This is a genomic window from Clostridium nigeriense (assembly GCF_050585265.1).
GTDB classification, from domain to species: domain Bacteria; phylum Bacillota; class Clostridia; order Clostridiales; family Clostridiaceae; genus Clostridium; species Clostridium nigeriense_B.
Window position 1 is genome coordinate 306488 of record NZ_JBNOOE010000002.1, and the last position, 16386, is coordinate 322873.

The window sequence follows — 16386 nt, forward strand, 5'->3', positions numbered from 1 at the left end:
ATTATATAATAGATGATATTAAATGTCAATATATATTTTATAGTAATTAATAGTAATAAATAATAAATATTAATTAGTAGTAATTTTGCTGAATTTTATATATTTTATATATTTTATATATTTTATATATTTTATATATTTTATATAAAATTGCTTGTAATATAATTTATCATATGATATTATAATTATACAAAGGTTGTTAATAAATTAACAAACATAAATTTTAAAATTAACTAAATTTATAATATCATAAATTTATGTAATAATATATAATAAAGATAGAATTTATTTTATAAGGAGGAATTTATATGGGAAAATATAAAGTTGGAGATGAATTAATCGTAATTAGCGATCCTTCTGAAGAAAAGGTAAAGCTAAGGGAATTAACTAAATTAACAACAGACGGTGAATATGCTCAAATTTCTTGGGGATTAAAAATAGTTAATGTAGAATATGATAAGCCATATGTAACATTAACATATAGAAATGTAGATGGGGAATTAAATAAAGTATTCGCTGAATGCAGAGATATAGAAAACTTTGACCATGAAAAGGTTCTAGAAAAAGCTTTACTTAAAGCATTTACTAATGAAATAATAAATATTTCAGTAGTTAAAAATAGCAGTCGTTGCAAAAGATAAAAGAGGACTATGTCCTCTTTTATCTTTTTTAGCAATGTTTTAAATTTTGTTTTTATTAATATGTTAATATTAATAAAAAATATGGCTAATTATTAATAAAATAGACTAAATATACAAGAAATAAAGATTTATTAAATGTAAAAATAAATTGGTCGATATTTGTCATACAAAAATAATATGTTAATACTTTAAATTAACAATAATATGTAATATAATATAAGAAAATTTTGATTTCGTTTTCAACTAGTGGGTATGGAGGTAAGAGTATGGGGAAGTGTCCATTTTGGTCAACTAATAAAGAGAAGGTTAATTGCTATAGCGATTGTCCAATGCATACGATAAGCAATGAAAGTGGAATTTGTCCTTTTCAGGATTTTTCAATATCAGGAAATAATATATCTTTTAAAGAGAGTTTAAATGATGATTTGTTTTATTCTCAAGATAGATATTTAAATAGTGATGAGGATGAGAGGGTTATTAATTATTAAAACATAATAAAAAGGCTTTTAGGAATTAGTATTTAGGTTAATTCCTAAAAGTCTTTTTTATTCTTTAGGAAATTTACAATATTTTAAACAATATAGTATTTCTTATTTTATCTTATTACTTTATGAAGTAAGTTTTGCTTTAAGTTCCATAATTCTTGCGATAAATCCACATAGTAAGTATGAGGATTCTCAAATCTTAAAATTTCTGGCCACATTTTTAAGCTTTCGTTATGAGAAAATTCTTTTATATCTAAAACTGAAGGACTTTCATAAACTTGCTGTCCTTTATCAAATATCTTAACCATTAATTCTTTAACGTAATAATTTGTAACAGTCTTTCTCTTCCATGTTTCAATTGGATGGAAGATTTCAAGAGGTTTTGATTCATCTATAACCTCATGATTTAAGGCAATTAGATCTGCTACAGCATTATGTGTTTCATTATCATAAACTCTATAGATTTTCTTAAAACCTGGATTAGTTATTTTTTCAGTATTTTCACTGATTTTAATTTTAGGAACTATTTTATCGTTATTTTCAACTGCTACAAGTTTATATACTCCACCAAAAACTGGTTCAGATTTAGCTGTTATTAATCTTTCTCCAACTCCAAAGGAATCTATACAAGCACCTTGATTTAAAACATCTCTAATAATATGTTCATCTAACGAGTTAGAAATTATTATCTTACAGTCTGAATAGCCAGCTGCATCAAGAATTTTTCTGCATTTTTTAGTTAAGTAAGTTATGTCTCCAGAATCTATTCTAACACCAGTAGGTCTTTTGCCAAGAGGTTTCAATATTTCATCAAATACCTTTATTGCATTTGGTAAGCCAGATTTTAGAACATTATAAGTATCTATAAGTAATGAACAGTTATCTGGATATACTTCTGCCCAAGCTTTAAAAGCTTCATATTCAGTATCAAATAATTGAACCCAGCTATGAGCCATGGTACCAACCGCAGGAACACTAAAATATTTATCAGCTATAGTACAAGCTGTGGAATCACATCCTCCTATTATAGATGCTCTTGCTCCATATATTGCACCGTCATAACCTTGAGCTCTACGAGAACCAAATTCCATTACAGTTCTTCCAGCAGCAGCTCTACATATTCTATTTGCTTTAGTTGCAATTAATGTTTGGTGATTTATTGTAAGTAAAATCATAGTTTCAATAAATTGAGCTTGAACAACAGGGCCTCTAACTATCACCAATGGCTGATTTGGAAATACGAAATTACCTTCTGGTATAGCCCAAACATCACATTCAAATTTGAAGTTTTTTAGATAATCTAAGAATTCTTCTGAAAAAATATTTTTATTTCTTAAATAATCTATATCTGAATTTGTAAAGTTTAAGTTGTTTAAATACTGAATTAATTGCTCAACACCTGCCATAATACAGTATCCACCACCATCTGGAACTCTTCTAAAATACATATCAAAGTATGCTATTTTATTTTGAATTTCCTTATTGAAATAACCATTTGCCATAGTTAATTCATAAAAGTCAACTAACATAGTAAGGTTACGTTCGTTAGTGACATCGAATCTAATTAAGTTTTCCATGTTTTTCTCCTCTTAAATAAATATCCTTATAAAAATCATAAAGGAATTGATTTATAAAATATATTTCTATTGTACCTCTATAAATAAATTATTACAATATAGTTATTTATAGTACAAAAAGTCAATAATAGAAGATAAAGAGGAGAGACTATGAAAGTTAGTTTAGATAATTATCAAAAGGAAGCAGTATATATAAAGGATAAAAATGTATTAGTGGTAGCAGCACCTGGATCTGGAAAAACCACTGTTATTATAAATAGAGTTAATTATTTAGTAACAGAACTAAATGTTAAAATTGGCAATATAATTGTAATTACCTTTACTAGAGCTGCAGCAGATAATATGAGGAGTAGGTATAAAAATGTATTTAATAGAGAGAATGCTCCGTTTTTTGGAACATTCCATGGGTTGTTTTATAAAATTCTATTAAGAGAAGGATATAATATATCTATAATAGAAGGTGGAATAGCTCATAGAATTATTAAGGCAGTTTTAGCAAAGTATTCTGATGAAGTTAGTGAAGATAAAATAAAAGAAGTATTAAACAATATATCATTTTATAAAACATCATTGAAAGCTATAGATGAGTTTAAGGCAACTTTATCTAAGGATATATTTCTAGAGGCATATGAGAAGTATGAGGAATATAAGAGTAAAAATGGACTTTGGGATTTTGATGACTTATCAATTAAGGTAATTACTTTATTTAAAGAAAATAAATCAATTTTAAATAAGTATCTAAATTTATTTAAGTATGTGCTTGTAGATGAGTTTCAAGATTGTGATGAGTTGCAAATTTCATTTTTGAAAATGATGAATGAAAATAATTCTTTATTTGCAGTTGGAGATGAAGATCAATGTATTTATAGTTTTAGAGGATCTAAGCCTGAATATATGGTTACATTCCATAATATTTTTAGTGGCGGTAAGAAAATTTATTTATCTATAAATTATAGAAGTAATGAAAATATAGTAGAAGCTTCAAAGGAAGTTATTAAAAATAATTTAAATAGAAATTCTAAATTAATTAAAGCAAATAAAATTACTACTGGCTTAATAAAGTTTTCATCTCCTCATGATGAAAGAATTCAAGGAGAAGAGATATCAAGTATAATTGAAAAATCTAAATATAACTTTACTGAAAATGCAGTTTTATATAGAACTAATATGGAAGCAAGAAGTATGATAGATACATTTACAAGAAGAAAAATACCCTTTGTGCTTTTAGATAAAGGATATAATTTTTTTGAGCATTTTATTTGTAAGGATATGTTAGCCTATTTAAGGTTAGCTATAAATATAAAAGATAGGGAGAGTTTCTTACATATAATTAATAGGCCATTTAGGTATGTTAGTAAGAGTAATCTAGAATATGTTAGAACCTATAGGGAGGATAAATGCCCTTTTGACATTTTAATTGACAAAAAAGACACTCCACCATATCAAGCAAAAAAGATAGATGAACTAAGAAAGGATATTATTCATTTAAACAAGTTATCATTATCTTCTGCAATACAATATGTTATATCTGAATTAGGATATATAGACTATTTAAGAGAATATGCTGAAAGATATAATCAAAGTTTAGATGATCTTGAAGATATAGTTGAAGAGTTTAAAAGTGCAGCAGATGGGCTAAGGACTATTATAGAATTACTTTCACATGTTGAAGAAGTTAAAGAAAAAATTAACGAGAGTAAAGATAAAAAAGAAGGAGTAATACTAAGTACTATTCATGGGGTTAAGGGGATGGAATTTAAAAATGTATTTTTAATAAATACCTGTGAAGAAACAATTCCACATAAATCATCTATAGATGAAAATATTGAAGAGGAAAGAAGATTGTTTTATGTTGGAATTACAAGGGCTATAGATAATTTATATATTTTTTCACCTAAAACTCAAAGAGGTAAATTTAAAGACATATCTAGATTTGTTTTAGAAGGTGGATTTAAAGAAATAGAAGTTAATGAAGACTATGGAATTAAGAATGGTGATATTATAATTCATAAGGCTTATGGTAGGGGAAAGGTTATTGAGATAAATAAAGATGTAATAAAATTAGATTTTGGAGATGGAATAAATAAAAGTTTTTCTTTAAGGATTTTAATGGAAAATAATATTATTTCAATAGATAAGTAATTGTTCACTAATTTATTAATAGGCTGTATAATCTTATTATGACAATAAAAGGAGAAATTTTGACAATATAATATATTACAGAATAGTTTCATATATATTTAGTATGAATCTGTTAAGTCAATATGAAAAAATTGAATAAAAAATCTTAGAAATTCTTAAGGGGGCAAAAATATGAATTTTAAGAATGAAGCAATAAGCATAAAAGATGAATTAATAAAAATAAGAAGAACCTTACATGAACATCCGGAGTTAGGTATGGAAGAATATGAAACTTCTAAATTTATAAAGAACTTTTTAAAAAATGAAGGTATTGAATTTAGAGAAGTAGCTAAGACTGGTGTATGTGGAATTATAAAAGGCACTAAAGAAAGCAAGGATATAGTTAATAAGACTATAGCGCTAAGAGGGGATATTGATGGACTGCCTATCTTAGATAAAAAGGTTTGTGATTATACCTCAAAAGTTAAAGGAAGAATGCATGCATGTGGACATGATGCTCATACTACAATTTTATTAGGAGCAGCTAAAATATTAAATGAAAATAAACATTTATTTAATGGAAATGTAAAACTATTGTTTGAGCCAGCTGAAGAGACTATAGGTGGAGCTAGATTTATGATTGAAGATGGAGTTTTAAAAAATCCTATAGTAGATTGTGTTTGTGGGCTTCATGTAGAAGAAACTTTAGAATGTGGAACTATTATGATAAAAGATGGAGTAGTAAATGCAGCATCAAATCCATTTACTATAAAAATTAAAGGTTCAGGTGGACATGGAGCTTATCCTCATACTACTGTAGATCCTGTAGTCATAGCAAGTCATGTTGTATTAGCTTTACAAACTATAGTAAGTAGAGAAATAAATACTTCGAATCCAGCGGTAGTAACAGTTGGAAGTATTCATGGGGGAACAGCTCAAAATATAATACCAGAAGAGGTAATAATAAGTGGAATAATTAGAACTATGAGCAAGGAGGATAGAACTTTTGCAAAAGAAAGATTAACTGAAATAGTTGATGGAATATGCAAATCTTCTAGGGCAACTGCTGAAATAGAAATAGAGGAGTCTTATCCAAATCTTTATAATGATGATGAAATGGTAGAATTATTTAAAACTGGAGCAGAAAAGATTTTAGGAAGTGAGAATGTATTACTTCAAAAGAATCCTAAAATGGGAGTAGAAAGCTTTGCTTATTTTGCAAATGAAAGACCATCAGTATTTTACTTCTTAGGCTCAGGCAATAAGGAGAAAAATATTATTTTCCCAGCTCATAGCAATTTATTTGATATAGATGAGGATTGTTTACCACTTGGAGTAGCAATGCAGTGTCAAATGGTATTTGAATATTTGACAAGATGCTAAAATAATATTACTCTAGTAGAATGGGGAAAATAGTTTAGAATATAGAAACTAGGAGTGATTACTTTGAGAATAGAAATAGGAACAAATGAAGCGGGTCAAAGATTAGACAAATTTTTAAGAAAACTATTAAAGGATGTTCCTTTAAGTAAAATATTTAAAGCCTTAAGAAAAGGTGATGTAAGAGTTAATGGTAAGAAGCAAAAAGAAAATTATACACTTCAAGTAGATGATGTTGTTGAAATTAAATATATACAAAGTACTAAAGAAAAGCCAGAGGAAAAATTCATTAAGGTAAATGCTAGAGGAATGAAGATAACTTATGAAGATTCTAATATATTAATAGTTGAAAAATGGCCTAATATTTTAGTGCATCCAGATGAAAAAGGAAAAGAACCAAGCTTAACTGATTATGTATTATCATATTTAAATGAGAAGGGTGATTATTTACCTGAAAATGAAGTAACATTTACTCCAGCACCATGTAATAGATTAGATAGAAATACTTCAGGAATAGTTATATTTGGTAAGAATTTTGAATCTTTAAGATGCATAAATGAATTAATAAGGGAAGGTAATGTTGAGAAGTATTACAATACTTTAGTTAAGGGTAAAATTAAAGATGGGCTATACAAAGGTTATATACTGAAAAATGAAGAAGCTAATATTTCTAAAATTTATGATGAAAAGATTCCAAATTCTAAGGAAATAGCTATGGAAGTTAAGACATTAAAGACTAATGGAGCATATTCATTTTTAGAAATAGATTTAATAACAGGAAGAAGCCATCAAATAAGAGCTCACCTATCTCATTTAGGTACTCCTATTATTGGAGATAATAAATATGGAGATAGAAAATTAAACTCATTTTTTGCAAATAAGTTCGGCTTAGATTGTCAATTCTTATATGCATATAAACTTGTTTTTAGAGATACACAAGATAAATTAAACTATTTAAATAATAAAACAATAACAGAAAGCTTACCACCAGTATTTAAAAAGATAAAAAATGATGTATTTAAGTTCAAAATATAATAAAAGGTGATTATTATGGAGCAAAAATCAGCCGGACGTGGTTTTTTAATATTATCAATAGCAGGTATTGCTGGTAAATTATTATCAGCAATATATGTACCTTTACTAACAGGGGTTTTAGGTCAAACAGGCTATGGAATATATGTAGCAGGTTATGATATATTTGTATTTTTAATTGCTGTAACAAGTTTAGGAGCACAACCTGCAGTAACTAAGGTAGTTACTGAACTTAGAGCAATGGGAAATCATAAAGATGCTTTAAGAGCTATGAAACTTTCAATAAAATATTTATCAATTATAAGTATAGTAATTGCTGGAATTTTTATGGCATTATCATTTCCTATATCTAAATTAATATATAGAGAGAGATCAGCTTTAACATTTCTATTTTTAGGTCCTGCAATAATATTTGCAGCTATCTTAGCTGGATATAGAGGATATATGCAGGGGGTAGAGGAGATGGAATCTCTTGCAATATCTCAAATAATTGAGCAATTAATAAATGTAGTTATGAGTATTATTTTTGCAGCTTTATTAATTTGGGGTACAGGAAGTTTGGAATGGGGAAGTGCCGGAGGTACTGTAGGAACTTCTCTTGGAGCTATTATTGCAATTATATATATAATATATATATATAATAAGAAGGATTTTGAAGAAGAAGCAGAAAAAAATCATGATCCAAGTAGAAAGAGGGTTTCCGATAAAAGAATAGTTAAAAAGATATTTATGTACGCTATTCCTATAACTTTAGTTGCAGCAGTTCAAAACTTTGCAGGAGTTATAGATAGTATAACCTTAGCAAGAAGCTTAACTTCGGCTGGATTTAATGAACTACAAATAGATAATTTAACATCTGTATTATCTTATTATAAAACACTTGTATATGTACCACTAGCTATTGTAACAGCTCTTGGAACATCAATATTTCCGAAGATTATACAGGCATTTGTTTATAAAAATAAAAGGGAATTAAAACAACAAACTAGTTATTCCTTTAGGATGATGTATATAATAGTAATGCCAGCTACTTTCGGATTAGCAATATTAAGTAAGGAAATATATACTTTCTTGTTTCCTTCTAATTCAGGATATACTTTACTTATGTATGGTTCAACATTACTGATATTTATGTCAATAACAACTATACAAAATGTTATATTACAAGGAATTAATAAGCTATACTTAATTATTGTGTCAGCTAGTCTTGGATTAATAGCAAAAATAATTATAAATATTTTATTAGTTTCTATTCCAAGTGTTAATGTAATGGGTGCAGTAATCGCAACATTTATATCATTTATTATTCCAACAATAATAAATCATAAAAAGATAAAGGGATTCTTTAAAGTTAATATTCCAATAGTTAAACAAGCAATTGTACCAACTATTTGTTCTTTATTAATGACTATAGTAATACTAGTAGCTAAATTCCCAATAATTAAGGTAGCAGAAGCCTTAGGTGGAGGAAGAGTTATAATTGCAATAGCAACTATATTATTAATTGCTATAGGAGGAGTTATTTATCTATATTCTATGATATACTTTGGAGGAATTAGAAGAAAAGACTTAGATTTAATATCACCTAAGGTATATAAGTTTTTACCGAGAAGTCTTAGAAAAGAATTACTTTAGAAAAAAGATATTACATAAATAATAAAATACTATTACGTCTATTCATAGCATATTTTACTTATTAATTTATAACGATAACAAAAAACTCAGCTTAGGCTGAGTTTTTTGTTATACTGCAACATTTTTTATCATACAAAAGTGAATCAATTTGGTTATTAAGTAATATATGTACATAATATATATGTCATGGTAAAATATAGAAGAAATTAAGATGCATTAAGTATTAGAAAAATCGGCTTTTATAAGACATGACCTCAAGAGGATATTTCATTTCATTTTGAAATTTTTTAGGATTCAATAATAGTACTAGAGAGATATATAAATATATTTTATATATAAAATATAAATTTAATTATATCCTAGGAGGTGAAGTATAATTTAACTTAAGATAGTGTTATGGGGAATATACTAATGAAAATAATAAAGTTATTACTTTTATATTTGAATTGTAATCGATATCTTGAGGATATTAATTATTTTGAGAGGATGGTAATTAATTTGAGTAAAAAGAAGTTTATAAATTTATTTTTATCAATAGCACTAACTACAACGTTTATAAACCCTATACTAGCAGTTAAAGCTGAAACTAATACAAAAACAGTAAATATTGAAGATGGTTTAATTGGTTATTGGAACTTTGATGATGGACAAGTTAAAAACTTGGCTGGTGATGAAGATGGAGAATTAGTTGGAGATCATGTATCTATAAAAGAGTCAAGTGATGAAAATTTAGGAAAATCATTATCATTTACAAAGGGAAATGATAGTAATCTAAAAATAGAGGATTTCTTAAATACAGCACAAAACTCATATTCATTTTCTTTATGGTATAAGGCTGGAGAGCTTAGCACAACTCAACATACAGCTTTATTACAACAGGATGGTAAAGGAAAATCATTATTAACTTTACGTTCCAATGATAATAAGTATGGATCATATGTTTATGGAACAGATGCATTATCAGCAGGTACAATAGCAAAAGAAAGTTGGCAAAATATAATAATAACTATTAATAAAGATTCCAATAAAATAAAGTATTATATTAATGGTAAGTTAGATGGTGAGTATGATGCAGGAAGCAATAAAGTTAATGAATTAACTAGTTTATTAATTGGCAGTCATAAATCTCTTACAAACAGTAATCCTCAGCAATTTGTAGGAGAAATTGATGAAATAAGAGTATATGACTATGTAATCGGTGATACAATAGCAAAGGAAATTTATGATGATGTAACTATAGATCACAATATCACTTTAACAATAAACACAAATAATATTCAGAGAGAGATAGATAGAGGTTTATTTGGAATAAACCATAGATATGCATTTAATGGATATGGAAGTTTTGATCCTGAATTAGGAAAGGTAAGGGAAGATTTTGAACTTCTTTATAAAGATGCAAATTTTGGTTCAATAAGATATCCTGGCGGAACTATTTCAAATTTATTTAGATGGAAGGATTCTATTGGTGATAAAGATAATAGAAAAAATCAAATCCATGGTTTTTATAGTGCAGCTCAAGGAATAGAACCTAATTTCGGTTTAGATGAAATTGGAACATTTGCAACAGATAATAACTCTGAAATTATTTATGTATATGGGTTAGGAAGAGGATCAGCAAGCGATGCTGCAGATCTAATTGAATATCTTAATGCGGAAGTAGGAACAAATCCTAATGGTGGAATTGCATGGGCCGAAGTTCGTAAGGAAAATGGACATTCTAAACCATATGATATAAGATATTTTGAGATTGGAAATGAAATGAATCAAGGCGGAGGAGATGGATCAACATCTCAAATGTACTGGACACAAGCTCCAGGAGGAGATTCATTAGATCGTTATATAAATGGTGGAACTGTTGCTTTTACAAAACAGGAGGTTGTTGAACCTGAAAATTGGAATTCTTCTACTAGCAATAGTAATGGAGAAGCAAATCAAGTAAAATATATGAGATATTCTAACACAATTCCAGGAAGAGGTAGTGTTACTAATGAAGAATACCAAAAAGAATCTTTTACAGCAATAGAAAGTGATTCTGTTGAGATTTATGTAAATGATAAAAAATGGGATATAGTTAGTGATATAAAGAAAGCTGGACAAAAAGATGAAGTAGAAGTGAATTACTTTACTGGAGAAATTAAATTTGGTGATGGTACTAATGGGAATATTCCAGAAGTTAATTCAAAAATTACAGTTTCATACAAAGTTAAAAAAGATGGATTTACTCAAATATCAAAAGCTATGAGAGAAACCATTGATCAAATAAATAAAGAATCTAACACAAATAAAGAAATTCATATATATTCAAGTTATGAAAGTCAAGGGTTCATTAATACAATGAATGCTAAAGGTCAGAATGACCTTTATGATGGATTAACTATTCATCCATATTCAGGTGATCCAGGTGGAAGTGGTGAAGATTTTTATAATAAAGCAATGAAACTATCAGAAACAACGGCTTATAATAAAGTGAAAGAATATGTTGATATAATGCCTGAAGATAAGGTTCCAGTAATATCTGAATTTGGAATATTTAGATCAACTAATCCTCTAGTAAGGTCTCAAACCCATGCATTATATGTAGCAAAGAGTATAATGGATTATATTAAATTAGGAAGTCCTTACATTCAAAAGCATTGTTTAGTAGATTGGTATAGTGATGGGGCAGATGCTTTAGGACCAACACAGCAAGCTGTAATTCAAGCAGTTGCACAAAATGGAGCTAGTGGAGGTGAAGGCGACTATAAGTTCTTCTCAACACCATCTGCTCATGTTTTTGAACTATATAATGGTATGTTTGGAAGTGAAATTGTTGAAAGTAGTTTTAATAATATGATTACTTTTGGTGATAATGTAAAAATGTTTAATTCTTTAACTAGTAAAGATGAGTATAACAATATTTATGTAGCTTTAGTTAATTTTGATATAGAAAAAAATCAATCTATAAAAATTAATGTTAATGATATGGATTTAACAGGTAAAAAAGTAGATGTTAAAAAACTTTCAGGAGATTCTTTTAGTGCAGAAAATTCATTAACAAATCCTAATAATGTTGCAATAGAAAGTTCATCATTTGTATCAGATGGCGAAGATCTAAAAGTAGACTTGGATCCTCATTCATTTACTATATTTAAGATTAATAGTGGGGAAATTACAGAGTCAAACAAAGAAGAATTAGAAAAATTATATAATGCAAACAAAGATAAGATTAAAGAAGATTATACAGAAGAGTCATGGAGAGGGTTCGAAGTTGCATTAAATGAAGCAAAAGAATTATTAGAAAAAGAAAGTGTAACACAAGAGGAAGTAGATAATGCATTAGAAAAGCTAAGAGTTGCAGTATCAGAATTAAAAGAAAAGGTAGAAATTCCAGAAGTAAATAAAGATAAATTAGGAGAATTATATAATGCAAATAAAGATAAGGTTGAAGAAAATTATACAGAAGATTCATGGAAAGATTTCGAAGTAGCATTAAATAATGCGAAAGAAGTATTAGATAATAAAAAAGCAAGTCAATCAATGGTAGAAGAAGCAATAAATAATTTAGATATAGCTGTGAAAAGTTTAAAAGTTAAAGATAATGACACTAGTAAAGAGGAAGATAATGTTGATATAACTGATAAAGAAGAAGAGTCTAATAATGAATTACCAAAAACAGGAATAATAGTATCTTCAAATATAATGCTAGTACTTGCGGTATTATTATCATCTACTGGAATTATTATATTAGGAAGAAAAAAAATTTAAAAATAATAAAATATATAATATTAGACTTTAAATAATTTTTTATAGAATAGGATTTTAGCTAATATTACTGGAAATTTAATTTTCCAGTAATATTTTTTGGTTAAGATTTATGATTTTGATGGAACATCAATAATTGAATTAATAATGAGGATAAAATAGTGAGCCTAAAAGAATTTCAATCAAAGATCCATCGCTATTATCATATAAATAATAAAGGAGATTTAATATGTATAAGTATTTATTTATTGAGTGTAAAGTTGGAGGCTATTTTGGGAAAGAAGATCATAGGGAAATAATAGCTAGGAATGCAGTAGACGGATGGAGATTTGTAACAGCCATACCTAAAAGTAATGGAAGCTATGGACAAGTTGATTCTGTAGATTTAGTATTTGAAAAATATGAAGAATAGATAAAGATTAATTTTAACAAAAAATGTGTATATATTTATTGGAGGAAAATAAATGATTATTTTAGTTGGAGGTGTAAGCCATACTGGTAAAACTGTAATGGCACAAAAATTACTTGAAAAGTACAGTTTCTCATATACAAGTATCGATCATATAAAGATGGGAATTATTCGTGGATATAAAAAATGTGGATTTACTCCTTATGATAGTGACGATGTAATTTCAGAAAATTTATGGGGAGTTGTAAAAGGAATAATAGATACTTGTATTGAAAATAAACAGAATATAATTCTGGAAGGATGCTATCTTCCACCTGAAAGTGTGGCTGATATTTCTGATGATAATATTATAGCAGTTTATATTTTATTTTCAGATTCATATATAGAAAAGAATTTTAAAAAAATTATTACTTATGAAAATATAATAGAAAAAAGAAAGTTCCACGAAGAAATAAATATAGATGAGTTTATTATTGAGAATAAAGAACTAAAGAAAAAATGTATTAAAGCAGGAGTAACTTATTTTGAAATTAAAGAGGATTATGAAAAAGAGATTCAAAAGGTATATGATTATATTGATGGAAATATTATTATACTTCGAGAATATGAGCACTCTGATATAGATGATATTGTAGAGATTTTTTATAACACAGTACATGAAATTTGTAATAAAGACTATAATAAAAATCAGCTTAATGCATGGGCAGATGGAAATATTAACAAGGAAGAATGGAACAAATCTTTTTTAGAACATCATACAGTTGTTGCTGAGATTTGTAATAAAATTGTTGGATTTGGAGATATTGATGGTTGCTATATTGATAGGCTATATGTACACAAGGATTATCAAAATCGAGGTATAGCAACAGAAATTATTAGAAGACTTGAAAGATATGCATATGGATGTGGGGAAATGGTTATAACAACTCATGCATCAATAACAGCAAAACCATTTTTTAGAAAACTAGGATATAGAGTTGTAAAAGAACAACAGGTTAAAAGAAAAGGACAGAATTTCAAAAATTATATAATGGAAAAGTGAATAGGGGCCGTTGTAAACAGCCCCTTAATGTAAAATGTATAATTTGAAATTATGGGAGTATTTCATATCGAAATACTTAATTTTTTATTCTTTTAAAATTACTTCAAGTAGTTTTATATTAATTATGCATTATACATTATTTATTTTTAATTGTGTGTTATCACTACTCTTCTTCTATTCCAAAGAAGCTTAGTGCTGTAAATATTAAAAAGGTTATTATAATAAGAGCAATATTTCTAATAATTATAAAATTAGTAAGTATATTGGCTGTAAGTCCTCTTAATATCATAAATATTAATATTGAAAGTAATGTAAAAATAATTATATTGCTTTTTGATAAATTTAAATATATATGTTTTTGAACTTCTCTAAGATTTATAAATAAACTTATGCTAGAGCTTATGAATAAAGTTATTCCATATCCCATTATATTAACTCCTGGAATACCAATGAATATATATAGGCATACAATTTCTATTGCTGATACTATTAAGGAGTTTCTAAGTATTATACTTTGTTTATTTAAACCATTTAATATTCCAAACATAGTACTAGATGTAAAGAATATAGGAGCACTTAATGAGGCTATTTTAATATAGGCACCTAAATCATCCCTACTATAAAACATTTGCCCTAAAGAGGTAGGAATCAAGTTACAAATTACTGTAGTAGCAAGACCTAGGAGAAATGCTATTTTCATAACTTTTTTTATTCTTATAGAGGCATTATAATAATCCCTTCTACTAATGGTTTCAGATAAATCCGGAACCATTAGAGTGTTAATTGACATAATAACTATCATAGGGAAGGTAACTATAGTTAATGCCATACCAGTAAACTTTCCAATCATACCTAAAGCAGTAGAAGCATCAAATCCAGCAGATGCTAATCTTCTAGGAACTAAAAGTGTGGAAGCTGTCCCAAATAAATTTCCTAAAAAACCATTTATACATAATGGTAAAGCTATAATTAAAACATTAAATAGTAATTGTGAAGCTCTTTCGGGCTTATCTGCTGAAGTAGGAGCCTTTTTAGAAATATTTTTGTAGTATACAAATAGTAATATTAAACTTTGTAGTTCTCCAATAGCTAATGATAAATATGCTAATGTTACAAGAGCTGTAATAGAATTAGCTTTAAAAAATATAATTAATAATGTTATTGTAATTATACGCATAGCTTTTTCTAAAATATCTATAAAGGATGGAACAACTATTTTTGAAACTCCTAAAAAGTATCCTTTTAAAATATTTGATAAAGCTATAAATACCATTGCTGGACAAGTTATTCTAATAGCATTAACAGTTCTCATATCATGGATTCCATATTTACTTATGTAAGGAGCTAGAAAAAATACCATTATTCCTATTGCAATGGACCATATTATATTAAAGCTTGCAACTGATTTTATTGTCTTACTTATATTATTATATTGTCTTTTTGCCTTATATATAGCTGAAACTTTAGAAATAGCAGCTATTATTCCAGCAGTCATCAAACATATAAAAAGGTTATAAATAGGCATTACTAAGCCGTATAGACCAATTCCTACAGGACCTATAAGTTTTGATAAGTAAATTGAGAAAATAAATCCTAAAATTCCAGTAGTTATATTAGATGCTGTTAGCAGGACAGAATTTTTCAGAAAGCTATCTTCTTTCAAATTTTTCACCCCCAATCAATACATTTATATCTATTCTAAAATGTAAACAAATATGAGTAATAAGAAATTTAAATATAAATATAAAAAGTATTAATAAATTTATAGTTAAGTAAATATAAATGTAATATAACTTATGTAATATGGAGGTAAGGTGAGATGGGAAAAACTATAGTATTAAATTTATCAGATGTGAAATTAAAAGGAAACATACTAGATGTTGGTGAAAGCTTTGGTGTTATTTATAATATATCAAAAGAGATAATGGAAGAAATATCAGTTGACTATGTAAATGGAGATAATAATGATATTTTGAAAGAGGGAGAATATGATACTTGCACAATGTTTTTCTGCCTAAGTAGAATGTGGAACTCTTCAATAAGATTAAAATTAATTGAAGAGGTAAGTAAATATATTAAAGCTGGGGGAGAATTATTTATATGGGATATAAATAAAGAAGTAAGAGATATGATAAATAATAAAATAGTAGCAGTGTTGCCATCAGGAAATTTAAAAGAGTTTGAATTTAAGAATTTAAACCCAATAATAAAATCTAATATGGAAGAAAATGAAAAACTCCTTGAAAAATATTATAAAATAGAAGAAACTAAGTTATGGGAGGATATTCACTTCATTAGGGGAAGAAAAATATAAGTTTAA

The 16386-nt window shown here is 27.1% G+C and carries 12 protein-coding genes; 10 read left to right on the forward strand and 2 right to left on the reverse strand.

The window, feature by feature from the left end; genetic code table 11:
• The first annotated feature begins 308 nt into the window (after window positions 1-308).
• Both ACQPVP_RS03120 and ACQPVP_RS03125 read left to right on the forward strand, forming a co-directional pair.
• The gene (locus ACQPVP_RS03120) at window positions 309-641 is read left to right on the forward strand and encodes a hypothetical protein (protein ID WP_430847135.1); all 333 of its coding nucleotides are present in this window, start codon (window positions 309-311) and stop codon (window positions 639-641) included.
• A gap of 266 nt (window positions 642-907) precedes the next feature.
• Window positions 908-1129, forward strand: coding sequence for a hypothetical protein (locus ACQPVP_RS03125; RefSeq protein ID WP_430847137.1), 222 nt, complete (start codon window positions 908-910; stop codon window positions 1127-1129).
• Between the two features lie 107 nt (window positions 1130-1236).
• On the opposite strand, the gene ACQPVP_RS03130 is transcribed toward ACQPVP_RS03125, so the two are convergent.
• Complete coding sequence (locus ACQPVP_RS03130) at window positions 1237-2703, reverse strand: nicotinate phosphoribosyltransferase (RefSeq protein WP_430847139.1); 1467 nt, start codon at window positions 2701-2703, stop codon at window positions 1237-1239.
• Window positions 2704-2853: 150 nt separating this feature from the next.
• On the opposite strand from ACQPVP_RS03130, the gene ACQPVP_RS03135 reads away from it, so the two are divergent.
• From ACQPVP_RS03135 to ACQPVP_RS03165, 7 genes are all read left to right on the forward strand, one after another.
• Entirely contained in the window at window positions 2854-4845 is a 1992-nt protein-coding gene (locus ACQPVP_RS03135) for an ATP-dependent helicase (protein WP_430847141.1), read from the forward strand.
• A gap of 171 nt (window positions 4846-5016) precedes the next feature.
• The gene (locus ACQPVP_RS03140; protein ID WP_430847143.1) at window positions 5017-6207 is read left to right on the forward strand and encodes a M20 metallopeptidase family protein; all 1191 of its coding nucleotides are present in this window, start codon (window positions 5017-5019) and stop codon (window positions 6205-6207) included.
• Between the two features lie 63 nt (window positions 6208-6270).
• Complete coding sequence (locus ACQPVP_RS03145; protein ID WP_430847145.1) at window positions 6271-7239, forward strand: RluA family pseudouridine synthase; 969 nt, start codon at window positions 6271-6273, stop codon at window positions 7237-7239.
• Window positions 7240-7254: 15 nt separating this feature from the next.
• Window positions 7255-8871: a putative polysaccharide biosynthesis protein gene (locus ACQPVP_RS03150; RefSeq protein ID WP_430847147.1), complete on the forward strand. Its 1617-nt coding sequence runs from the start codon at window positions 7255-7257 to the stop codon at window positions 8869-8871.
• 498 nt (window positions 8872-9369) lie between these two features.
• Complete coding sequence (locus ACQPVP_RS03155; RefSeq protein WP_430847149.1) at window positions 9370-12618, forward strand: LamG-like jellyroll fold domain-containing protein; 3249 nt, start codon at window positions 9370-9372, stop codon at window positions 12616-12618.
• A gap of 226 nt (window positions 12619-12844) precedes the next feature.
• The gene (locus tag ACQPVP_RS03160) at window positions 12845-13027 is read left to right on the forward strand and encodes a DUF4177 domain-containing protein (RefSeq protein WP_430847151.1); all 183 of its coding nucleotides are present in this window, start codon (window positions 12845-12847) and stop codon (window positions 13025-13027) included.
• Between the two features lie 52 nt (window positions 13028-13079).
• Window positions 13080-14066 carry a GNAT family N-acetyltransferase gene (locus ACQPVP_RS03165; RefSeq protein ID WP_430847153.1) on the forward strand — a complete coding sequence of 329 codons (987 nt, stop codon included), beginning with the start codon at window positions 13080-13082 and terminating at the stop codon, window positions 14064-14066.
• 163 nt (window positions 14067-14229) lie between these two features.
• Here the strand turns inward: ACQPVP_RS03165 and spoVB are convergent, their stop codons facing one another.
• Window positions 14230-15729 (reverse strand): stage V sporulation protein B, encoded by a 1500-nt coding sequence (gene spoVB, locus ACQPVP_RS03170; protein WP_430847155.1) that lies wholly within the window; start codon window positions 15727-15729, stop codon window positions 14230-14232.
• Between the two features lie 156 nt (window positions 15730-15885).
• Here spoVB and ACQPVP_RS03175 point away from each other — a divergent pair, with 156 nt between their 5' ends.
• The gene (locus ACQPVP_RS03175) at window positions 15886-16380 is read left to right on the forward strand and encodes a hypothetical protein (protein ID WP_430847156.1); all 495 of its coding nucleotides are present in this window, start codon (window positions 15886-15888) and stop codon (window positions 16378-16380) included.
• The last annotated feature ends 6 nt before the right edge of the window (window positions 16381-16386 follow it).